Raw genomic sequence first — 22,768 nt, 5'->3', positions numbered from 1 at the left:
CCGCTGACGCCGAGACGGCCCGCCCCCGCCGAGACACCGCCCCCACCGCGGCGCCTCAGCCGGGAGCGGGCCGTCTCGGCGTGGAGCGCCTCAGCGCTGCCCGTACCCGTCGTAGATCCGGTTCCGCCGCGCCCGCTCCGCCGTCGGCAGCCGCTGGGCGTCGGCGATCTCGTAGACGCCGAACGTGTCGCGCAGCCGCGACGCCGGGTCGACCTCGACGAAGGTGCACCACGGCAGCCAGTGGTAGTGGCTCCGCAGCGTCTGGTCGGCGAAGTCGCCGCTCTCGTGCCCCAGGCCCGGCATCGCGTAGCCGATCGAGCCGTCGACGTCGGTCGACTGCCGGGTGTTGCGGTGCAGGAGCTCGGCGACGTCGAGGTAGTGCTCGTCGCCGGTGAGCAGGTGCAGCCGGTAGTAGGTGTACGAGCAGGCCGCGAGGTACACGTCGGCGCCGCCCTGGAGCGTGATGATGCTCTGGCCGCTGATCGAGTAGTGGTCGAAGGGGTGGGCCGGGTACGGCGTCCGCACCGGGAACCGCCAGGCGTACGTCCACGTCTCGGTGTAGTCCGCGGCTCCGACCGCCGCGTCGAGCCAGCGCTCCTCGCCGGTCAGGTCGTGCAGGGCCAGGTAGCCCCACAGCGCGTAGATGCCCGCCTCCTTGTCCTGGATGTCCGCGTTGTCGCAGGTGCCGCCGCGGTACTCCAGCGATTCGAAGGTGCTCTCGAGCGTCCACTCGCCCGCCCGCAGCGCCGCCTCCCGGTAGCGCTCGTCGCCCGTGACCAGGTGCAGCTGCACCAGGAACCGGATGACGCTGGGCGTGTTCGCCCGCGACTCCATCCGCACGGATCCGTCGGAGTGGTAGGCGCGGTGCCAGCTGCCGTCGGCGTTCTGCGCCCCGAGGAGCCAGTCGGCCGCGCGCGTGCAGAACTCGAGCCAGCCCGGGCGCTCGTCACCGGCGGCGCGGAGGAGGAGGAACGCGTCGAGCACCGCCTCCACGCCGTCGGCCAGCATCCGGAGGTAGTGCGGGTAGGGCTCGAAACCGCCGAGGGTCGGGTTGAAGCACATCCGGGGCAGGCCGGAGTCGCCGAGCCCGTTCCGCGCCCAGAAGTCGACGATGCCGATCCCCTTCTCCCGCGCGGACGCCGACGCCTCCTTCTCGCCGTACCGGAGCAGCTGGTAGCCGATCCCCGGCTGCTGCCCGACGAAGCCGAACTGGAACGAGACGCTCGAGACGTCCATGTCCGGCAGCTGGCAGGCGAACGGGAGCCCCCATGCGTCCCCGTACTGCCGGGTGTACCGCTCGAGGATCGCCATGCCGTGGTGGAAGTGCTGCTCGTTGTCGACCTCGAACAGGTCGTCGCGCAGGCGCGTGTACGCCCGCCGCCACATGTCGCGCATCATCGGCAGGTACCCGTCGTGGCGGCCGAGCGAGAGGGCGACGGAGTAGCGCTGCACGAACCCGCGCGTCACCGGGTGGTTCACGCGGCGGAAGGCGCGCGGCTGCTCGTCGTAGTCGAGCCCCGCGTAGGGGTTGTCGGAGGGCAGCTGGCCCTCGGCGCCCGGGTACACGTAGTCGAGGGAGAGGCCGGGCGCCTCGACGGGCAGGTCCTTCCGGATCCCGTAGCCGTAGTAGGTGTAGTTCAGGGTGCGCGGCTCGGGGCGGCTGAGGCCGATCGAGCCGACGGTGCAGGCCGGGTCGGTGTAGTTCTCGGAGCGGACGATCCCGAGGGTCGGCAGCGTCACGTCGGCCGCCCAGCGCGAGAGCGCGACCGTCTCGCCCGAGGCACGGCTCTGCGCGGCGAACAGCGGCAGCCCGTAGCGGGTCTCGTTCAGCCAGAAGTACTCGCCGCCGGTATCCGTGCCGACGGCGCCCGGCGGCGCGAACTCCTGCTGCCGGTACCAGGCTCCGGGGGCGAAGCAGTCGTAGTCGCGGACGTCGTCGGAGCCGAGCAGCCGGAACGAGATCGCGCTCGCGAAGCCGAGGTCGTCGCCCGCCTCCAGGACCTCGACGCTCCGGCTGATCCGGATCCCGACGTCAGCCGGCTCGTAGCGGTCGGCGACGGCGAAGACCGAGCCGGAGGGGAGTCGGAGGACACCCGTCGCCTCGATGCCGCCGTCCGCCTCGGCCGCCTCCGAGTACGCCGCGCGGTGGAACTCGCTCGCCGCGGCGGCCGTCTTGACGGTGACGGAGATCGGCAGCGCGGCGGCGTAGAGCGCCCGTTCTCCGCGGAGCACCTCCACCCCGCCGTCGACCACTCGCAGGGTGTAGTCCTCGTACGTCAGCTCCATGGCGGCTTCCTCCCCGTCGGGGCTGCTCCGCCCCGACGGCGCCCATCCTGGCGCGCACCGGCCGGAGCAGTCGATCCCCCCGGAGCGCGCCCGCGCCGGGCCTCGGCGCCGAGACACCGCCGCCTCGCCGAGACACCCCCGACTCGACGGTGCCCGGGTGCACACCGGGACGTCTCGCCACCGCCGCCCGCTCCGCGCGGGCCGCCCCACATCCCGGCACGGCAGGCTGTACGGATGAGCGCGCCTGGAACCACCGACCCCCTCGACCGCGTCCGCGTGCGCGGCGCCCGCGAGAACAACCTCCGGAGCATCGACGTCGACGTGCCGCGCGACGCCCTCGTCGCCTTCACGGGAGTCTCCGGATCGGGCAAGAGCTCGCTCGCCTTCGGCACGCTCTACGCGGAGGCGCAGCGCCGCTACTTCGAGTCCGTCGCCCCCTACGCGCGGCGGCTGATCGACCAGGTCGGCGTGCCGGACGTCGACTCGATCGAGGGCCTGCCGCCGGCCGTCGCCCTCCCGCAGCGGCGCTCCGGAGGGTCGGCCCGCTCCACGGTCGGCAGCGCGACGACGCTCTCGAGCGTGGTGCGGATGGTGTTCTCGCGCATCGGCGCCTACCCCGAGGGCGCGCCGATGCTGCTCGCCGAGGACTTCTCGGCCAATACCGTGCAGGGCGCGTGCCCGAGCTGCCACGGCATCGGCCGGGTCTACGACGTCCCCGACGAGCTGATGGTGCCGGACGACTCGCTCTCGATCCGCGACGGGGCGCTCGCCGCCTGGCCGACCGCCTGGCACGGCAAGCAGCTGCGCGACAGCCTGATCTCGCTCGGCCACGACATCGACGCTCCGTGGCGCGACCTGCCCGCGGAGGACCGCGACTGGATCCTGCACACGCCCGACTCGCCGCAGGTCCCCGTGTGGACCGACCGCTCGCCCGCCCAGGTGCGCGCCTCCGTCGCCGCCGGGGACGAGCCGCGCTACATGAGCACGTTCCTCGGGGTGCGCCGCTACGTGCTCGACACCTTCGCCGGCTCGAAGAGCGCCCGGATGCGCGAGCGCGCGGCCTCGTTCGTCGTCAGCGTCGCCTGCCCCGTGTGCGGCGGCCGGAGGCTGAAGCCCGACGCGCTCGCCGTCACCTTCGAGGGGCTCGACATCACCGAGCTGTCGGCGCTCCCGCTCGAGGAGCTGGTCGTCGTCGCCCGGCGCGTGCTGGAGCCCGGCTGGAGCCCGGCCGACGGCGCTCCGCAGACCCGCCTGGCCGCACAGCGCCTCGTCGAGGACCTCGTCGCCCGCCTCGCGCCGATCGTCGACCTGGGCCTCGGCCACCTCTCACTCGACCGCTCCACGCCGACGCTCTCCTCGGGGGAGCTCCAGCGGATGCGCCTCGCGACGCAGGTGCTCTCGCGCCTCTTCGGCGTCGTCTTCGTGCTCGACGAGCCGTCCACGGGCCTGCACCCCGCCGACACGGAGGCGCTGCTCGGCATCCTGCGGACCCTGCGGGCGACCGGCAACACCGTCTTCTTCGTCGAGCACTCCCTCGACGTCATCCGCGAGGCCGACTGGATCGTCGACATCGGCCCGGGCGCGGGATCCGGAGGCGGCACCGTCGTCTACTCCGGCCCGCTCGACGGCCTGCCGAGCGCCCGCGGATCCGTCACCCGCCGCTACCTCTTCCCCGAGGGCGACCCGGCGCCGCTGCGCTCCCGCCGCACCGCGGAGCAGTGGATCGAGCTCGCCGGAGTCTCGCGGCACACCCTCGACGACCTCTCCGTCGCGCTCCCGGTCGGGGTGCTCACCGCGGTCACCGGCGTCTCCGGATCGGGCAAGTCGACGCTCGTGAACCAGGCGCTGCCCGATCTGCTGCGCGCCTCGCTCCGCGCCGACGTCGCCGAGGACGCGCCGGCGGAGGAGGGCGGGGAGGCGGACCCGCTGCTGGACGCGGCCGCGGCGGCGACCCGCGGCACCGCCTCCGGGCCCGCGGACCGCCTGCGCCGCGTGGTGCAGGTGACCCAGACCCCGATCGGCCGGACCTCGCGCTCGAACGTCGCGACCTACACGGGCCTGTTCGACCGGGTGCGGACGCTCTTCGCGGCGACCCCGGAGGCGAAGCGCCGCCGCTTCTCCGCGAGCCGCTTCTCCTTCAACCTGCCCAGCGGGCGCTGCCCCGTCTGCAAGGGCGAGGGCTCCGTCGAGGTGGAGCTGCTGTTCCTCCCGACCGTCGAGGCGCCCTGCACGGCGTGCGGCGGGACGCGGTACAACGACGAGACCCTCGAGGTCACCCTGGGCGGCCGGACGATCGCCGACGTCCTCGCGCTGAGCGTCGCCGAGGCGCGCGAGGCCTTCGCCGAGGACCGCGAGGTCGCGCGCCACCTCGATGCGCTGGTGGACGTGGGGCTCGGCTACGTCTCGCTCGGGCAGCCGGCGCCCGAGCTGTCCGGGGGAGAGGCGCAGCGGGTGAAGCTCGCCTCGGAGCTGCGCCGCGCCCAGCGCGGGGACACGCTCTACCTGCTCGACGAGCCGACCTCGGGCCTGCACCCCGCCGACGCCGACCGCCTGCTCGAGCACCTGCAGCACCTGGTCGACGCGGGCAACACGGTGATCGTGGTCGAGCACGACATGCGCGTCGTCGCCGACGCGGACTGGGTCGTGGACCTCGGTCCGGGGGCGGGCCGCGCGGGAGGCTCGGTGGTCGCCACGGGCACTCCGGAGGAGGTCGCCGAGGCCGCGGGCAGCCGCACCGCTCCGTACCTCCGGGCGGCCCTGGACCGGCGCCGTTGAGCGCCGGGGAGCCTGTCAGTCCTCTCACCGAAACCTCACCGAAAGCTATTGTTAACGGTAACATTCGAGGCGGCCCGCCCCCTCGGGCCGGATTTCTCAACGACGAGAGGCCTCACGAATGCGACGACGACTCCCCCTGGCCACCGTGGCGGTGATGGCGCTGACGGCAGGTCTCCTGTCGGTCGGCCCCACGGCCCAGGCCGCCCCCACCACCTCGCTCGACTCGGCGAAGGTCCTCGAACTGCCCTTCGACGGATCGCTGGCCGACACCAGCGGCCGCGGGAACGCCCTCGGCATGCAGAAGGGCACCGCCTCATACGGGACCGGGCTCGGCGGCCAGGCGTTCGAGTTCACCGGGTCGAACGCGGTGAAGCTCGGCACCGCCGCCGCGCTGCAGCCCGCCGACCTGACCGTGTCGTTCTGGTTCAAGCCCTCCGGCGCCATGAGCGGCGAGCAGGTGCTCACCTGGAACAAGACGACCTACAACTCCGACGGCTGGTACCTCACCTCGGAGGGCGACGGCACTCCGCTGGCCCTCTCGATCGGCCCCTCCAGCGGGCAGCCGTACAAGGTCGCCGTCGAGACCCCGCGCTCGGGCTTCTTCCCCGCGGGGGAGTGGACGCACGTCGTCGCGACCTACGACAAGGCCACGAAGGACGTCGCTTTCTACCGCAACGGCGTGAAGCAGCCGAGCGTGGTCAAGACCGCGCCCTCCGCGGCCTCGACCGGAGTCCTCGGCTCCGAGAGCACGTCGACCAAGACCCTCGGCTACAACGGACCCGCCTACAACGGCGCGCACCTGCGCGGCCTGCTCGACGACTACGCGCTCTACAACGGCGTGGCCACCACCGCCGACGTCGTTACGCTGACGCAGGTGCACAATCCCTCCTTCGACCCCGCCTCCGTCGCCCGCGCCGACCTCGAGTCCGTCACCCCGCCCGCCGCCGCGAGCACCGGCTTCTCCCTGCCCGTCCGCGGTGCCAAGGGCTCCGAGCTCAGCTGGACCTCCTCCGACCCGGCCACCGTGGCGATCAGCGGCGGAACCGCGACCGTCACGCCTCCGGCCGGCGAGGCGAAGCAGGTCGTGCTGACCGCCTCGGCCGTCTACGGAGGCGGCACCGCCGTCACGAAGACCTTCACCCTCCAGGTGCAGCCCCGCGGCGTGAAGACCTCGGGCTACCTCCTCGAGGCGGGCCTGGCCGACGTCTCGGTGCAGGACCCGTACCTCGAGAACGGCGAGAAGCAGACCGTCGAGTACCTTCTCGGCCTCGACCCCGAGATGTTCCTCTACTCCTTCTACCGCCAGGCCGGGCTCGCCCCGACCACGACCGGCGGCTACGGCGGCTGGGAGCGCGAGAACGGGACCCGGTTCCAGGGCCACTTCTTCGGCCACTACGTCTCGGCGCTGTCGCAGGCCTACGCCGCCGCGGAGGACCCGGCCGTGAAGGCCGCGCTGCTCGCGAAGCTGACCGCCTCCGTCGACGGGCTGAAGAGGGTGCAGGACGCCTACGCCCTGAAGGACCCGGCGAACGCCGGCTACGTCTCGCCGTTCCCGGTGAGCTACCTCCCCTCGGGGTCCGACGGCCTCCTCGTGCCCTTCTACAACCTGCACAAGGTCCTCGCCGGCCTCCTCGACGCGCACGCCTACGCGCCCGATGCGGTGTCCCAGAAGGCGCTCGTCGTCGCCGACGGGTTCGGCTCCTGGATCACGGACTGGGCAGGCCGCCAGGCCGACCCGACGCGACTCCTGAACACGGAGTACGGCGGGATGAACGAGGCGCTGTACCGCCTCTACGAGACCACGCAGAAGCCGGCGCACAAGCGCGCGGCCGAGTACTTCGACGAGACCGTGCTGTTCCGCAAGCTCGCGAACAACGAGGACGTCCTCAACGGCCTGCACGCGAACACGACCATCCCGAAGCTCGTCGGCGCGCTCAAGCGCTACACGCTCTTCACGGACGACCCGGCGCTCTACGCGACGCTCACGGCCACCGAGAAGGCCGATCTCGACATGTACCGCCGCGCGGCCGAGAACTTCTGGCGCATGGTCGACGAGACCCACACCTACGCCAACGGCGGCAACAGCCAGTCCGAGCACTTCCACGCACCGGGCACGCTGCACCAGTACGCGACGACCGGCCAGACCACCGGGTACGGGGAGAACTCCACCTCCGAGGGCTGCAACATCTACAACATGCTCAAGCTCACCCGGGCGCTGTTCCAGGTGACGGAGGACGTGAAGTACGCCGACTTCTACGAGGAGGCGTTCATCAACGGCGTCCTCTCGGTGCAGAACCCCGATACCGGCATGGTGACCTACTTCCAGCCGCAGACCGCGGGCTACGCCAAGGTCTTCGGCCACGAGCACGACGAGTTCTGGTGCGACCACGGCACCGGGATCGAGAGCTTCACCAAGCTCGGCGACTCGATCTACTTCGAGAAGCCGAAGACCGTCTTCGTGAACCAGTTCCGCTCGTCGGTGCTGCGCTCCTCCGCGAGCAACCTGCAGCTGACCCAGACGGCGAGCATCCCCGAGACCGACACGGCGACCTTCCGGGTCGAGGCGCTCGGCGCCGGCGCCGTCGCGGAGGGGACGACCCTGAAGCTGCGCGTCCCCGCGTGGGTGGACGGGAAGCCGACCCTCACGGTGAACGGCGCCGTGCGCGACGTCGCGGCGCAGGGCGGCTACGTCTCCGTCGCGGTCGCCGCGGGCGACGTGCTCACGTGGAAGCTGCCGGCGACGGTGTCGGTGGACGCGGAGACGGAGAACCCGGACTGGGCCGCGTTCCGCTACGGACCGGTGCTGCTCGCGACCGAGCTCAACCGCACGAACGTCGAGGCCTCCTACGTGGCCGGCGTCCTCGTCCGGATGGGCACGGCCGACAAGACCGTGGACTCGAGCGTCGTCGTGGCGTCCTCCTCCGCCTGGAAGGCGGGCATCCGGGAGAACCTGGTGCGACTGTCCGACGGCCCCGACGCCAACGGGCGCACGACGATGCGCTTCGGCATGAAGAACGTCGACAGCGCCTCCCAGGCCCGGGTCTTCGCCCCGTACTACAGCCTCTACAACGCCCGGTACGCGACCTACATGACGCTGGTCGAGCCCGACTCGGCCGCCGCCCAGGCGCTGATCCGGAAGGAGAAGGAGCAGCTGCGCGTCGACGAGACGACCATCGACTCCCTCACCTCCTTCGACAACAACAACAGCGAGGCCGACAAGAACTACACGTCCAACCGGTCCTCCGTCGGCATCTGGCGGGGCGAGGGCTACCGCGACGGCGAGCGCTCGGCCGACGCCTGGTTCCAGTACGACATGATCGTCGACCCGACCCTGCCGAAGAACCTCCTCGGCGTCCGGTACTACGCCGGCGACGCGGGCCGCACCTTCGACGTCCTGGTCAACGGCGTGAAGCTGAAGACCGAGGTGATCTCGGGAGCGGCGGGCTCGACGAACTGGTACATCCAGTACGACGAGATCCCGAAGGCCGTCCTCGACGGCATCGCGGCGAAGGACAGCTACAAGCGCGACCAGAGCGGGAAGTACGTCCTCGACGCGCAGGGCCGGAAGGTGCCCGTGGTCACCGTCCGCTTCCAGGGCACGGGATCGAGCTACGTCGGCGGCGTCTTCGGCGTCTACACGACGGGCTCGACCGGGTACGCGACGGACGCGCAGCTGACGAAGCTGGCCGCGGACGTCGGGAACCTCTCCCCGGCGCTCGCTGCAGGGGTACGCGACTACACGCTGACCGTGCCGGCCGCGACGACCAGCGTCGCGCTGGACCTCGACCCGGCCGTCGCCAGCGGCCTGGTGAAGGTCGACGGCGTCCTGATCGACGACACTGTCGCCCGCACCGTCCCGCTCGCGGCGACGGGAGCGACGAGCGTGGTCGTCGAGACCTCGGCGCAGGACCACACGACCACGGCGACCTACCGCCTCTCGATCGTCCGCGCCTCCGCGGCCTCGGTCGAGACGGCGGTGAGCGCCGCGACCCGCTGCGTGGCGGGCAAGGCCGTGGTGACGGTGACGGCGAAGAACCTGTCGAAGGCTCCGGCGGTGATCACCCTCACCTCCGCCTGGGGGTCGAAGTCGTTCACCGGCGTCGCGCCCGGCTCCAGCGCCTCGCACGCCTTCACCACCCGCGCCGACTCGGTGGCCGCGGGCTCGGCGACGGTGACCGCGACGGCGACCCTCGACGGCACGCCGGTCACGACCGAGAAGCAGGCCGCCTACTCCGCCCTGACCTGCAAGTGACGTGACGACGACGGCCGCCGGGGCTCGCTCCCGGCGGCCGTCGTCGTCAGTCGGCGGCGCGGTAGAGGCCCTCGAGGAGCCCGATGACGTCGCGGAGGACGGGCGGCGGGTCGCTCCGGATCCACGCGGCGTGCACGGGGACCGGCGGGGCGTCGCGGACGACCCGGTAGGCGAGGCCCTGCCGCCGGTACTGGCTCACCGTCGACTCCGCGGTCACTCCGCGGGCCGTGCCGCTGCTGATGACCGTGAGCCAGTCGTCGACATCGGTCGTCGGGACGGTGCTCCGCGGCCGGTCGTGCTCGGGCCAGAGGTCGAGCCGGGTGCTCCCGGTCCGGTCGTCGAGCGCCAGAGGAGCGGTCGCCACCTGGGCGAGAGTGACCGTCCGCTTCGCGGCGAGCGGGTCGTCGACGGACAGGGCGCAGTAGCGCTTCTCGGTGCCGATCAGGGTCGACTCGACGTCCGGTGCCGCGGGTGCCCGCCGCAGGATCGCCAGATCGCTGAGGCCCTCCGCGAGCCCCGCGGTGGGCGTGTTGGAGCGGATCAGCCGCAGCTCGTGGTGGGGGAGCGCGGCCGCCCACCGGCGCTGGAACTCCGGCGTGTGCTCGCCGAGAGCCGACCAGGCGTAGCCGATCCGGATCGTGTCCGTCCCGGCCGCCGCCTCCTCGCGCAGGTCGTCGACGACGGCCAGGACGCGGCGGGCGTGCCGCAGCACCCGCTCACCCGCCGGCGCGAGCTCGACGCTGCGGGTCGTCCGGTGGAGGAGCCTCCGGCCGAGGACGGTCTCGAGCGCCGCGACGTTGCGCGAGACCGCGGTCTGGGAGATGCCGAGCTCGATCCCCGCGTCGGTGAAGGTCCCGGCCTCCACGACGCCGACGAACGACCGGAGGTGGCGCAGTTCCAGATCCATGACCGCATCCTATTCATGCAGATCGCGCATCGATCAGGCCGATGGCGCATTGTGAGCCGGGACCGGACCGCTCGCAGACTTCGGGCATGACGAAGCAGCTCCCCGGCGACGGCCGGACCGTCGGCGTCGCGACCGCCCTCGCGAGCGCCCTCTCGAACCAGCTCGGGGCGGCCTCCGGGACGCTGGCCTTCCCGGCCCTGGGCTCCGTCGGGGTGGTCGCCGTCCGGCAGATCGTCGCCGCGCTGATCCTCCTGCCGGTCGTGCGACCGCGGATCCGCGATCTGACCCGCGCGCAGTGGTGGCCCGTCCTGCTGCTCGCCGTGGTGTTCGGAGCGATGAACCTCGCGCTCTACGCGGCCATCGACCGCATCGGGCTGGGGCTGGCGGTGACGCTGGAGTTCTGCGGGCCGCTGGCGGTGGCGCTCCTCGGCTCCCGGAGCAGGACCAGCGCGCTCTGCGCCCTCGTCGCAGGAGCGGGCGTCGTCGCGATCGCCGGGCCGAGGCCCTCGTCCGACCAGCTGGGCATCTCGCTCGGTCTCGCAGCCGCGTGCTGCTGGGCCGCCTACATCCTGCTCAACCGGATCATCGGCCTCCGTCTGCCCGGAGCGCAGGGGACCGCCACGGCGACCGGGTTCTCCGCCGCCGTCTTCCTGCCCGTCGCCGTCGGGACGCTCGCGACGACGCGCCCCGACGCGGCCACGGTGCTCCTGGCGGTCGGCGCCGGCGTCCTGGCGACGGCCGTCCCGTTCGTGGCGGACGTGATCGCGCTCCGGAGGCTCCCGACGAGCGTGTTCGGGATGCTCATGAGCGTCAATCCCGTCCTGGCCGCCCTCATCGGAGCGGTCGTCCTCGGACAGGACGTCGGCGCGGCCGGGTGGATCGGCATCGCCCTTATCGTCACCGCGAACGCGGCCGTCCTCCGGCGGGGTCGTCGCGCGCGGTGAGGCCCTGCCGCTGTGCGTTACCTGTTCGTTATGAAAAAGGCGCCTACACGACCAAACCAGGGACACCCTGGGAATCGGCAGGTCACCGGAGAAAACTCTCCTCCATGAACCAGACAGCGGCACCCGTGCGCGAGCATCGAGCTCTCTACTTCCTGCTCGCCGCCCTCGCGGGGATCGTCACGGGCGGAGTCCTCCTCGCCGTCGCCGAGCTCGTCGCCCTCGCGGTCGCCCGCACCGCGAGCCCCGTGCTCGCCCTCGGCGCCTTCATCGTCGACATCGTCCCGCGCCCGCTCAAGGAGTTCGCGATCGAGACGTTCGGTGAGAACGACAAGAGCTTCCTGCTCGGCAGCGTGGGCGCCGCGGTCGTCGTCGCCGCCGCGATCGCCGGAGTGCTCCAGCTGGTCCGCCCGCCGCTCGGCCAGGTGCTCCTCGTGATCGCCGGCGGCCTCTCGATCGCCGCCATCGTGACCCGCACCGGAGCGTCACCGCTCGCAGCTGTGCCCACGCTGGTCGGACTCGTCGTCGCCGTCGTCGTCATGCACCTCCTCTTCACGCGCCTGCGCGGCTGGCGTGCGGCCCGGGCCTCGGAGGCCAGGGGAACGTCCTCCGAGGCCCGTCCGGGCGCCCTCGAGCGCCGCGGATTCTTCCGCATCGCGCTGATCTCCGCCGTCGGCGCGGCCGTGGTCGGCACCGGAGCCCGCCTGGTCAACGCCGCGACCTCCTCCCTCGCCGGCGTCCGCGACGCCCTGCGCCTGCCGTCCCCGCGCAGCACCGTCTCGGTGCCCGCCGGTGCCGAGCTCGACATCGACGGCATCACCCCGCTCTACACGCCGAACGCCGACTTCTACCGCGTCGACACCGCCCTCACCGTGCCCAATCTGGACCCGTCGGCCTGGTCTCTGAAGATCACGGGCATGGTCGACCGCGAGGTGACGCTGAACCTCCAGCAGATCTTCGACATGGGCCTCGACGAGTACGGCATCACCCTCACCTGCGTCTCGAACCAGGTCGGCGGCAACCTCGTCGGCAACGCCAAGTGGCTCGGCGTCCCCCTGCGCGACGTGCTGAAGATGGCCGGCGTGCAGAGCGGAGCCGACATGCTCCTCTCCACCAGCAGCGACGGCTACACGGCGTCCACCCCGATCACCGCGGTCACCGACGAGAACCTCGACGCGATCCTCGCCGTCGGCATGAACGGCGAGCCCCTCCCGTTCGAGCACGGCTTCCCGGTGCGGATGATCGTGCCCGGCCTCTACGGCTACGTCTCGGCGACCAAGTGGCTCACCGAGCTCAAGGTCACCACCTTCGAGGCCGACCAGGCCTACTGGACCCCGCGCGGCTACTCCGCCGAGGCCCCCATCAAGATGTCCTCGCGGATCGACACCCCGCGGATCGGCGTCCCCGTCACCTCGGGCGCCCTCAAGATCGCCGGCGTCGCCTGGGCGCAGAGCATCGGCATCGAGAAGGTCGAGGTGAGCATCGACAACGGCGACTGGCAGGAGGCGACGCTCTCGACCCCGGTCAACCTCGACACCTGGGTGCAGTGGTTCGTCGACTGGGACGCCCAGCCCGGCTCGCACTACGTCGCTGTCCGCGCGGTCGACAAGAACGGCATGGTCCAGATCGAGGACCGCGCGCCGGTCGCGCCCGACGGATCCTCCGGCTGGCAGCGCACGCTCATCAACGTCACCTGACGCCCGGTGGAGGCGCCGATCCCGCCGGGTCGGCGCCTCCGGTGCGTCCGGCGGGAGGACGGACCTCGGCGGGCGGGCGACTCCGATGAGACGACGCCTCCGCACCGGGCCTCGCCTCCGATGAGACGACGCCTCCGCACCGGGGCTCCGCCTCCGATGCCGTCGTGTCCTGGACGCGTGGCCCCTCCGCACCGGCCACAGCGGCACTTCCCGGCTCTGTCCGCAAGCCTCCGCGGCGGCGCGGCCCCTGAGGAGGCGCCGCTCTAGCCTTCGAGGATGCGCTCCCGGCTCCTCCACCTCCGCGAATCCTTCTGGTTCCTCCCGGCCCTGTTCGGCGTCCTCGCCGTCGGGCTGGCGCTGGGTCTGGTCGAGGTCGACCACTTGCTGGTCCGCGCCGGCGTCAGCGACATCCCGCTGATCGAGGACCTGTCGCCCACCGGCGGCCGGGCGATCCTCTCGGCGATCGGCGGGACGATGCTCGGCGTCGCCGCGACCTCGTTCTCGATCACGATCTCGGTGCTGGCGACCACGTCCTCCGCCTACGGGCCCCGGCTGGTCCGCAACTTCATGGCCGACCGCGGCAACCAGGTCGTCCTGGCGGTGCTCACCTCCACGTTCCTCTACTCCCTGATCGTGCTGCGCGCGGTGCACACCGAGGAGGACGCGTCGCTGACGTTCGTGCCGGTGGTGGCCGTCTCGTTCTCGGTGCTGCTCGCGGTGGGCGACGTCGCGGTGCTCGTCTACTTCATCCACCACATCGCGCTGTCGGTGCAGGTGACGACGCTGCAGCAGCGGGTGCTCGGCGAGCTCGTCGGCGTCATCGAGCGGCTGCACCCGGAGGACGGGGAGGAGCCGGCGGACGCGGAGGAGGCTCTGCCGCCGGCGGGGCGGGAGCCGGTCGTGCTGCGGGCGGTGCGGGGCGGCTACGTCGAGCAGCTCGAGATCGAGCGGCTGGTCGCGCTCGCCCGCCGCGGCGACGCGCGGCTCCGGGTGCTCGCGCTGCCCGGCGACCACGTCCTCGTCAGCGACCCGGTGCTCGAGGTCCTCGAGGGGTCGGTCGCCCAGGAGGAGGCGGTCGCCGCGGTCGTCGTCGCCGACGCGCGCACCCCGCACCAGGACCTCCGCTACGCCGTCCAGCAGGTGGTCGAGATCGGAGTCCGCGGGCTCGCCACCGGCACGAACGACCCGTACACCGCGGTCGGCGCCGTCGAGGCCCTGACCAGCGCGCTCGTCGACCTCTGCGGCCGCCCGGAGGCGCGCGGCCGCTACTCCGACGCCGACGGAGTCGTCCGCCTGGTCGTCCCGTGGCCCCGCGCGGGCGAGCTGCTGGCCGACGTGTTCCTCGCTCTGCGCTCCTACGGGATGGAGCAGCCGCTCGTCGTCCGCGCCGGCGTGCGCCTCGCGGAGCGGCTCGCGGTCGTCGCCCGCGGCGGGACCCGCGTCGAGCTGCACCGCCAGGTCCAGGCGTTCGCCGCCACGCACGCCGCCGCCGACGGCGACGCCCTCGAGGCGCCGGCCCTGCGCGCGTCGCTCGCCGCGCTCGAGGCGCGCCTGGCGGCCTGACGCCCCGGCCGCGCGGCCGTGCCCTCGGGTGCGACACCGCGCTGAGCGCCGACCCGCCGCCCTGTACGCCCAGGCGCCGCCAGGCGAGCGGTGCGTCGGTGAGGGAGTGGTGTCTCGGCGGAGACGGCGCGAGCGGTGTGCGGAGGCGCCGTGATGCGTGGCGAGACGCCGTGCTGTGCGCCGAGCCGGCGCCAGGGGAGTGGTGTTTCGGCGGAGACGCGGCGTGTCGGCGAGGCGGCTCGGGCGGCGGTGAGACGCCGCGGTGCGCGCCGAAGCGCCGCCGGGAGAGCGGTGCCTCGGCGACGGAGCGGTGCCTCAGCGGAGGCGGCGACTGCCATGGAGTGCTCGAATCGATTCGAGTAGGCTCGGCGCATGACAGAGAACACCACTGAGCTGCGCGTGGGGGTCGTCGGCCTCGGCTTCGCCGGCACCACCCACCTCGACGCCTTCCAGTCCCTGCCCGGCGCCCGCGTCGTCGCGCTCGCCGGCCAGGAGGAGGCGCGCCTGCACGAACTCGGCGCGACCCGCGGCGTCCCCGACCTCTACGCCGACTGGGAGGACCTGGTCGCCCGCGACGACCTCGACGTCGTCTCCATCGGAGTCCCGAACCACCTGCACCACCCGATCGCCGTGGCCGCACTCGCGAGCGGCAAGCACGTCTTCTGCGAGAAGCCGCTCGCCACCACGGCCGAGCTGGCGGCCGAGATGGTCGAGGCCGCCCGCGCGAACGACCGCGTGCTCGAGATCGCCTACAACCACCGCCGCCGCGCCGACGTCGCCTTCCTCCGCGACTACCTCGACGACGCGCCGCTCGGCGACGTCTACCACGCCCGCGCGAGCTGGCAGCGGCGCACCGGCATCCCCGGCATCGGCTCCTGGTTCACCAGCAAGGAGCTCGCCGGCGGCGGCCCGCTCATCGACCTCGGCTCCCACGTGCTCGACATCGCGCTGCACCTGCTCGACGAGCCGCGCGTGACCAGCGTCTCGGCGGTCGCCTACGGCGAGATCGGCCGCTCCGGCCGCGGCGGGCGTCCGCACGGCGTCGCCGCCACCGGCACGCACGCGTTCGAGGTGGAGGACTTCTCGAGCGCCCTGCTGCGCCTCGACAACGGCCGCTCCCTCCAGCTCGACGCGTCCTGGGCCAGTTACTCGAAGGTCTACGAGGACATCGAGGTCGAGCTGCTCGGCTCGGCCGGGGGTGCGCGCCTCCACATCGCCGACTACGCCACGGAGGGGACGCTCACCCTCTACTCGGAGGTCGCTGGAGCGCCGACGGTCTCGCGCCCCGACGTGAAGGTCCCTGCCGGGCACCACCGCTCGGTCATCGCCGAGTTCCTGGAGGCGATCGCCTCGGGAGCCGACGCGCCCGCGGGCGGACCCCGCTACTCCGGCCACTACGGCGAGTACGCGCTGCACCGCAGCCGGGTGGTCGACGCGATCTACCGCTCCGCCGCCGAGAAGAAGGAGGTGGCGGTCGCATGAGCGCCCCGATCGAGGTCCTCGTCTGGAACGAGTTCCGCCACGAGACCCGCGGCGACGAGACCGTGCTGCGCCACTACCCGGACGGCATCCACCGCGTGATCGCGGACGGGCTGGCGGAGTCGCTCGGCGACGCCGTCTCGGTCCGCACCGCGACGCTCCACGAGCCCGAGCACGGTCTCACCGAGGAGGCGCTCGCGAAGACCGACGTTCTGCTGTGGTGGGGGCACATCGCGCACGAGGAGGTGTCGGACGAGGTCGTCCAGCGCGTGCTGCGGCACGTGCAGGAGGGGATGGGGATCCTGGTCCTGCACTCGGGCCACTACTCGTCGATCTTCAAGGCGCTGATGGGCACGACCTGCTCGCTGAGGTGGCGCAACGACCGCGACCGCGAGCTGGTCTGGACGATCGCGCCCACGCATCCGATCGCCGAGGGCGTGCCCAGCCCGCTGATCATCCCCGAGCAGGAGATGTACGGCGAGTACTTCGACATCCCGGTGCCGGAGGAGACGGTGTTCCTGTCGACGTTCACGGGCGGCGAGGTGTTCCGCTCCGGAGTGACCTACACCCGCGGCCTCGGGAAGGTCTTCTACTTCTCGCCCGGCGACCAGGACTACCCCGTCTACCACCACCCGGACATCCGGCGCGTGCTGGCGAACGCCGTCCGCTGGGCCCGCCCGACCCGCCCGCGCACGCCCCTCACGGCCGACCACCACCCCCGGGGCTGGTTCGAGTCCTGACCCTCGCGCCCCGCGCGCCGGCCTCGTCTCCGCGAGATGCCACTCGGGTACGCGACACGCCGTGCTGGGCGTACCCAAGTGGCATCTCGCGGAGAGACGCCGAAGTCCTGACTCGCCCCGCCCTCTCTCCCCGCGAGATGCCAGTTGAGTACGCGACACGCCGCGCGATGCGTACCCAAGTGGTATCTCGCGAGGGCGACGCGGACGCGTCCGCTCGCCTCGCCGTGCCGCCCCGTCTGCGAGATGCCGCTTCGGTACGCGACACGCCGCGCGATGCGTACCCGAGTGGCATCTTGCGGGAGGTACTGGGGGGCATGCAGGAGGCGGAGGCGCGCGAGCCGGACGAGGTGCGGCGGTACGGGGAGGCACCCGAGCAGATCGTGGAGGTGTTCCGGGCAGCGGCCCGTGCAGGCGATGCTGCGCGCGGGCCGGTCGTGCTCGTGCACGGCGGATTCTGGCGCGCGCGGTGGGACCGGATGCACGCCCGTCCGCTCGCGGCGGCGCTCGCCGACCGCGGGCACGACGTCCTCCTCCCCGAGTACCGCCGGGTCGGCGACGAGGGCGGAGGCTGGCCGGGCACCGGTGAGGACGTCCTCGCGGTCGTGGAGGCGCTCCCCGCCCTGCTCCCCGGCTCCGGACCGGCGACCCTCGTCGGCCACTCGGCCGGCGGGCACCTCGCCGTCTGGTCCCAGTCCGCGCACCCCTCGCCGGGCGTGCGGGCGGTCGTGGTGCTCGCGGGAGTGCTCGACCTGACCGCCGCTTCCGCCGCCCGCCTCAGCGACGACGCCGTCGGGGAGCTGCTCGGCGGCGACCACACGCTGCTCGCAGAGGCGGATCCCGCCCGCCTGCCCCCGCCGCCGCAGCCGACGACGCTGATCCACGGCGCCCTCGACGACACCGTCCCCGTCGAGTACAGCCGCCGCTACTCTGCCCGGCACCGCTCGGTGAACCTGCACGAGCTCGCCGATGCCGGCCACCTCGACCTCGTCGACCCGACCGGCCCCGCCTTCACCGCGCTCCTCGCCGCCCTCGCGTGACTCCCCGAGCGCTCACCGCTCGCGAGATGCCACCTGTGACGGCGACACGCCGCGCGGGGCCGTCACAGGTGGCATCTCGCGGAGGGGAGGGAAGGGGCCGGGGCCCGCGCGTCAGAGGACCGGCGGGTACAGGAAGAGCGGGACCTGCGCGGTGGGGAAGGTGCGGGTCACGTAGCTGTGCTTGCCGCCGTAGTTGTACTCCTCGAGGAGCACGGTGCCGTCGTCGTTGACCTTCTGCACGTACGAGACGTGGTTGTAGGTCCACCACGCGACGCAGCCGACGATCGGGACGCTGCTGGTCGCCCAGCCCTTCGCGGCCCAGTTGTCCGGCCACTCGTAGGCGCTGCCGCCGAGCGGGGTGATGTTGCCCCAGGTGTACTTCCACGGCGCGGAGGTGCGGCCGGCGTCGCGGTTGAGGCGCCAGGCCACGAAATCGACGCACTCGCGGTAGTAGTAGCCGAGCGGCGAGAGTCCGCCGCCGTCGTCGTCGATGGTCTCGTAGGGCCACGGGTAGTCGTCGCCGACCGCGCGGGTCTGCACGGTCGAGAATTCGCCGCCGTTCGAGCCGGAGAGCACGGCCGCCTGGCGGCTGGCCTCGTCGAGCTGGGCCTGGGTCGGCGCGGCGAAGGCGTCGCGGACAGCGGTCTGGCCGGCGGCGTCGGAGGAGACGGTGAGGTTCTGCAGGCCGACGCGGTTCGCGGCGGCGCGGCCGGTCGCGGTGGCGGAGGAGCTGCGGGCGCCGTAGGCGGGGATCGCGGCGGTGGCGAAGAGGCCGCCGACCACCGAGAAGGTGCCGAAGGCCAGGGCGCGGCGGCTGAGGCCGCGGGCCCGGGCGGGCTCGGCGACGCGGGGAGCGACGGGGCGGGAGGCGGACGCACGGCGAGGTGAGGCCGGGAGCGACCGGGAGGAGGGCGAGGCGACGGCGGGGACCTCGACCGAGACGGTCGGAGCAGTCGCGACGGCGCCTGCGGCGTCCACGGCGCGGGGCGCGGTGCCGGCGGAGTCGTCGGAAGCGGCGGAGTCGTCAGCGCCTGCGGAAGGGGCGGTGTCGTGCGATCCGCTGCCCACCACGGCGGCGTCGTCGACGCTTGCCGATGCGGCGATCTCGTCCGATTCGCTGCCCTCGACGGCGGCGACGCCGGCGGCCGCCGCGCCCGTCTCCGCCTCGGCCCGGGCCGCACGGCGCTCGGCCTCGCGGGCCTCGCGCCGGGTCAGGGGTGCAGTGGTCGGGGTGCCGGCACTCTCCTCAGGGGTGGGAATGCCTGGCTTCGACACGCGTGCGTTCTCCTCGGGTGACGGTGGTGACGGGGGTCGGGGGCCGGCGGGGGATCCGGCGACGAGCCACTCTAGCCCGAGGCCCGCGCATAACGGAACGATCACGACGGATCCGGCACGGATGCTCCGACCGCTCGCGTCCGCGCGGTGCCAGGATGGGGCGCAACCGGGAAGGAGCTCCTCATGACCGCACCCACCCCCACCGGACCCGTCCTCGTCGGCGTCGTCGACGGCCAGCGACCCGAGGTCCTGCGCACCGCCGCCCGCGTCGCCGCCGACGCCGGAGCCGCTCTTCTGCTCGTGTCGGTCTCGGCCGATCCGTACCTCGTCGGCGAGTACGTCGATCCGATGACCGGCGGGATCCCGCTCGGCTTCGTCGGCGCCGCGGCCGACCGCGGCGAGGGCCCGTCCCTCCCGCCCGGGCTCCGCGAGACGATCGAGCACGAGCTGGACGGCAGCACCGTGCAGTGGTCGCTGCGCCCGGCGCGGGGCGAGCCCGCCCTGGCGCTCGCCGAGGTCGCGGAGGAGGTCGACGCGCGGATGATCGTGGTCGGCACCCGCGACGCCGGCGTGCTCGCGAGCATCGCCGAGTTCCTCAGCGGGAGCGTCGCCGCCCACCTCGCGCACCGCCAGCACCGCCCTGTGCTCGTCGTCCCGCGCGCCGACCGCGACCCCTCGCGCCCGGCGCCCTGGGACCTCGCGGAGTGACGCGGCCCCTCCACCTGCGCCCCGCCGCGATCCTCCTGGTCGCGGCGGGCGGAGCCGTCGGCACCGCGGCCCGCGCCGCGATCGGCGCCGCACTGCCTCCGCTGGGCGTCGTGCCGGTCGCGACGCTCGCGGTGAACCTGCCGGGCGCGTTCCTCCTGGGCCTCCTGCTCGAGGCGCTGGCGCGGCGCGGGCCGGACGAGGGCGGGCGCCGCACGCTGCGCCTCCTGCTCGGCACCGGCGTGCTGGGCGGATTCACGACCTACAGCACCTTCTCGCTCGACACGGTCGCGCTGCTCGAGGGCGGCCACATCGCGGAGTACCTGCTCTACACCGGCGGCACGCTCGTGCTGGGCGTGCTCGCCGCGGCGCTGGGCATCGCGGTCGCGGGGCGGCGGAGGGCGGCGGCGTGACGCCCGCCCTGCTGCTCGCGGTCGCGCTGGCCGGAGGGGTCGGAGCGGCGGCACGGCTCGTCGTCGACGGGGTCGCGCGGTCGCTCGTGCCCGCGCGCTGGCCGGTCGGCACCGCGCTGATCAACGTGAGCGGGTCGCTGCTGCTCGGAGTCGTCACCGGGCTCGTGCTGGCCGGCGTCCTCGACCCCGTGTGGCGGGCCGTGCTCGGCACGGGCGTGCTCGGCGGCTTCACCACCTTCAGCACGGCGAGCGTCGAGACCGCGCGGCTGCTGCTCGACCGGCGCTGGGCGGCGGGCCTGGGATACGGCCTCGGCACGGCGGCGCTCGCCGTCGCGGCGGCGGCCGCGGGCCTCGCGCTGACGGGCGTCCGGCTGTCCTGAGCCGCGTGGCGGAGGTGCCCCGCGGGTTCCTGCACGCGGCTCCGGTCCTGTCATCGGGGCCGCCTCCAGACGCCCGCGGTCGGCCTACTCCGTGCCTGTCCGGCCGGTCGCCTCGAGTGGTGCAGGCGAGTCGGATCCGCCCCGGTCCGCGGTTCCGCTCGGCCCCTCCCGGCCGGTCGGCTCGTCGCCTGCCTGTCGGATGCACCCCTGCTCGCCCCTCCCGGCAGTGCGGCTCCGCTCCTCGCCGCGCCGCCGGAGCCCGCCCCTCGCCCCTCCGCACCCGGCCTCGTCGACCCCGCCCCGTCGCTCCTGATCCCCCCGCTCACGGGGCAGGCGCCCGCCGCTGCCCGCGCGCTGACGCGGATCTCCGCGCGCCGACCCCCGGTCGCGGGACGTCTCGACGTCCGGCGCATGGGTCAAGATGGGCGGATGACATCCGCAGGGGCCGTTCCGGAGCTCAGGCTGGCCGTCGTCGATGACCAGCCCCTCTACCGGCACATGCTGTCGTCGCTGCTGCGCACGGTGCCGGGCGTGCGGAGCGTCGCGGAGGCCGGATCCGCCGCGGAGGCGCGGTCGGTGCTGCGGCCCGCGGAGCTCGACGTGGCGATCCTCGACATCGAACTGGGCGACGGCGACGGCATCGAGCTCGGGCGCCGGCTGCGGTCCACCGCGCCCGGGCTGGGCGTCGTCCTGCTCTCGGCCGTCGACGCGATGCACCGCTTCCTCCGCCTCGACCGCGTCGAGGCCCGCGGCTGGAGCTACCTCTCGAAGAGCTCCTCCCTCTCCGCCCCCGCGCTGCTCGCCTCCGTCCGCGCGACGGCCGACGGCCGCACCGTGCTCGACCCGGCGCTGGTCGCCGCCCGCGCGGCCCGCCGCGACTCCCCGGTCGCCGCGCTGAGCCCGCGCCAGTACGAGGTGCTCTCCGGTCTCGCGTCGGGGCTGACCAACGCCGCGATCGGCGAGCGCCTGGGCATCGCGGTCCGCTCGGTCGACAACCACGTCAACGCCGTCTACTCGGCCCTCGGCGTCCGCTCGGACGGCGAGCGCAACCCGCGGGTCGACGCGACGCTCCTCTTCCTCGAGCACACCGGATGAGCGCCGGCCCGGGCGACGCGCGCGAGGACAACCGCATCGTCCTCGGAGCGATGGCACTCCTCGGCGGCGTCCTCTCGCTGCTGGCCGCGCTCCAGGCGGTCTTCGCGCTCGGGATGCTGTCGCGGACGCTGCGGGGCGTCGATCCGGGTCCGCTGCTCGACGTCACGACGCGCGTGCTGGTCAACGCGTCGACGATCGGGCTCGCGATCGCCCTGGTGGCGGTGCTGCGCCCCGAGCGCTCGTCGGGCGGCGGCCGCGCGGCCCGGACGGCGGTCATCGCGGTGGGCATGGGGCTCGTCCGCTGCTGCCTCCAGGTCCTGACCGGCGTCTACCCGCTCTCGGCCCTCCCCGCGCTCGCGGTCGAGCTGGTCGTGGGATCCACGGTGATCGCGCTGATCACCGCCTACGGCTACCTGCTCGTGCGCGCGGCGCGGCGGGTGCGCGAGAAGGAGAGGGAGCACGCCCGAGCCTCCGTGCAGGCGCTCGAGGCGGTGCAGGCCCTGCAGCAGGAGGAGCTGCGGGTGCGGCGCGACGTCGCTCAGAGCCTGCACGGCGGCCTCCAGAACGGCCTCGTCGTGCTGACCGCCGAGCTGCACGCGGTCGCGAGCACGGCGGACGAGGCGGCCTCGCAGCGGCTGCTCGCCATCGCCGCCCGGCTCGACCGGCTCCGCGAGGACGAGGTGCGCGCGGTCGGCCACGCCCTCTACCCGGTCGAGATCGACCACGGCCTGGTGCCCGCCGTCCGCGACCTCGTCGCGCGCCTCCCTCCCGAGATCGCGGTCGACCTCGACCTCGGCCGCATCCCGGCGCTCGCCGCCGAGGGCGCCGAGCCGCCACTCGACCAGCGGATGCTCCTGGTCCGGTTCCTGGAGGAGGCGGTCACCAATGCGCTGAAGCACGGCGGCGCCTCCTCGCTGCGGGTGCGCGGCGACGAGGAGTCGGGCGTCGTGGTGCTCACCCTCGACGACGACGGCCGCGGACTCGCCGAGGGGTCGACGCGCTCGGGCCTGGCGCGGCTGGAGCGGCAGCTCGCGGTCTACGGCGGCTCGCTGGAACTCTCGGAGTCGCCGGTGCTGGCGGGGGCGCGGCTGCGGGCGCGGCTTCCGCTGTCGGCGCGGAGCGCGGCGGGGACGGCGGCCGGGCGGAGTAGCGGGGCGGGCGCCGGCGCCGTCCCTCACGTCGGGTAGCGGGCGGTCTCCGCGGGACGGACTCACGTCGGGCAG

General features: G+C 73.5%; 16 protein-coding genes. 13 read left to right on the top strand and 3 right to left on the bottom strand.

The annotated features are described in order from the left end of the window. Window positions 1-90: 90 nt before the first annotated feature. Window positions 91-2,286, bottom strand: coding sequence for a hypothetical protein (locus GSU45_RS14775; RefSeq protein WP_159916039.1), 2,196 nt, complete (start codon window positions 2,284-2,286; stop codon window positions 91-93). A gap of 234 nt (window positions 2,287-2,520) precedes the next feature. Between GSU45_RS14775 and GSU45_RS14770 the strand changes: the two genes are divergently transcribed. Together GSU45_RS14770 and GSU45_RS14765 are read left to right on the top strand one after the other, a co-directional pair. Next, the gene (locus tag GSU45_RS14770) at window positions 2,521-5,061 is read left to right on the top strand and encodes an excinuclease ABC subunit UvrA (protein ID WP_159916037.1); all 2,541 of its coding nucleotides are present in this window, start codon (window positions 2,521-2,523) and stop codon (window positions 5,059-5,061) included. Between the two features lie 118 nt (window positions 5,062-5,179). Beyond that, entirely contained in the window at window positions 5,180-9,313 is a 4,134-nt protein-coding gene (locus tag GSU45_RS14765; protein ID WP_159916035.1) for a beta-L-arabinofuranosidase domain-containing protein, read from the top strand. Between the two features lie 46 nt (window positions 9,314-9,359). Here the strand turns inward: GSU45_RS14765 and GSU45_RS14760 are convergent, their stop codons facing one another. Continuing rightward, complete coding sequence (locus GSU45_RS14760) at window positions 9,360-10,220, bottom strand: LysR family transcriptional regulator (RefSeq protein WP_159916033.1); 861 nt, start codon at window positions 10,218-10,220, stop codon at window positions 9,360-9,362. Between the two features lie 86 nt (window positions 10,221-10,306). Between GSU45_RS14760 and GSU45_RS14755 the strand changes: the two genes are divergently transcribed. From GSU45_RS14755 to GSU45_RS14730, 6 genes are all read left to right on the top strand, one after another. Beyond that, window positions 10,307-11,164 carry an EamA family transporter gene (locus GSU45_RS14755; RefSeq protein ID WP_159916031.1) on the top strand — a complete coding sequence of 286 codons (858 nt, stop codon included), beginning with the start codon at window positions 10,307-10,309 and terminating at the stop codon, window positions 11,162-11,164. A gap of 104 nt (window positions 11,165-11,268) precedes the next feature. Then, window positions 11,269-12,858 (top strand): molybdopterin-dependent oxidoreductase, encoded by a 1,590-nt coding sequence (locus GSU45_RS14750; RefSeq protein ID WP_159916029.1) that lies wholly within the window; start codon window positions 11,269-11,271, stop codon window positions 12,856-12,858. A gap of 276 nt (window positions 12,859-13,134) precedes the next feature. Next, on the top strand, window positions 13,135-14,421 hold the full coding sequence (locus GSU45_RS14745; protein WP_159916027.1) for a DUF2254 domain-containing protein: 1,287 nt from the start codon (window positions 13,135-13,137) through the stop codon (window positions 14,419-14,421). A 372-nt stretch (window positions 14,422-14,793) separates the two neighbouring features. Then, window positions 14,794-15,903 (top strand): Gfo/Idh/MocA family oxidoreductase, encoded by a 1,110-nt coding sequence (locus tag GSU45_RS14740; RefSeq protein ID WP_159916025.1) that lies wholly within the window; start codon window positions 14,794-14,796, stop codon window positions 15,901-15,903. Next, window positions 15,900-16,640: a ThuA domain-containing protein gene (locus GSU45_RS14735; RefSeq protein WP_208543446.1), complete on the top strand. Its 741-nt coding sequence runs from the start codon at window positions 15,900-15,902 to the stop codon at window positions 16,638-16,640. The genes GSU45_RS14740 and GSU45_RS14735 overlap by 4 nt, the downstream gene beginning before the upstream one ends. A 314-nt stretch (window positions 16,641-16,954) precedes the next feature. Then, window positions 16,955-17,677, top strand: a complete 723-nt coding sequence (locus GSU45_RS14730) for an alpha/beta fold hydrolase (RefSeq protein WP_159916023.1) — start codon at window positions 16,955-16,957, stop codon at window positions 17,675-17,677. Between the two features lie 111 nt (window positions 17,678-17,788). On the opposite strand, the gene GSU45_RS14725 is transcribed toward GSU45_RS14730, so the two are convergent. Then, window positions 17,789-18,952 carry a CHAP domain-containing protein gene (locus tag GSU45_RS14725; protein WP_159916021.1) on the bottom strand — a complete coding sequence of 388 codons (1,164 nt, stop codon included), beginning with the start codon at window positions 18,950-18,952 and terminating at the stop codon, window positions 17,789-17,791. A gap of 183 nt (window positions 18,953-19,135) precedes the next feature. Here GSU45_RS14725 and GSU45_RS17160 point away from each other — a divergent pair, with 183 nt between their 5' ends. The 5 genes from GSU45_RS17160 (at window position 19,136) to GSU45_RS14705 (ending at window position 22,732) form a co-directional block, all read left to right on the top strand. After that, window positions 19,136-19,660: a universal stress protein gene (locus tag GSU45_RS17160; RefSeq protein WP_208543445.1), complete on the top strand. Its 525-nt coding sequence runs from the start codon at window positions 19,136-19,138 to the stop codon at window positions 19,658-19,660. Further along, complete coding sequence (locus GSU45_RS17155; RefSeq protein WP_208543444.1) at window positions 19,657-20,070, top strand: CrcB family protein; 414 nt, start codon at window positions 19,657-19,659, stop codon at window positions 20,068-20,070. Before GSU45_RS17160 ends, GSU45_RS17155 begins: the two co-directional genes overlap by 4 nt. Continuing rightward, entirely contained in the window at window positions 20,067-20,450 is a 384-nt protein-coding gene (locus tag GSU45_RS14715; RefSeq protein WP_159916019.1) for a CrcB family protein, read from the top strand. The genes GSU45_RS17155 and GSU45_RS14715 overlap by 4 nt, the downstream gene beginning before the upstream one ends. A 429-nt stretch (window positions 20,451-20,879) precedes the next feature. Beyond that, complete coding sequence (locus GSU45_RS14710; protein WP_159916016.1) at window positions 20,880-21,545, top strand: response regulator transcription factor; 666 nt, start codon at window positions 20,880-20,882, stop codon at window positions 21,543-21,545. Next, window positions 21,542-22,732, top strand: a complete 1,191-nt coding sequence (locus GSU45_RS14705; RefSeq protein WP_159916014.1) for an ATP-binding protein — start codon at window positions 21,542-21,544, stop codon at window positions 22,730-22,732. The genes GSU45_RS14710 and GSU45_RS14705 overlap by 4 nt, the downstream gene beginning before the upstream one ends. Window positions 22,733-22,768 lie beyond the last annotated feature (36 nt).

It is taken from the genome of Rathayibacter sp. VKM Ac-2801 (assembly GCF_009834245.1).
Taxonomy (GTDB): domain Bacteria; phylum Actinomycetota; class Actinomycetes; order Actinomycetales; family Microbacteriaceae; genus Rathayibacter.
The sequence above is the reverse complement of the archived record's forward strand: the minus strand, read 5'-3'. Positions and strand labels throughout refer to the sequence as shown.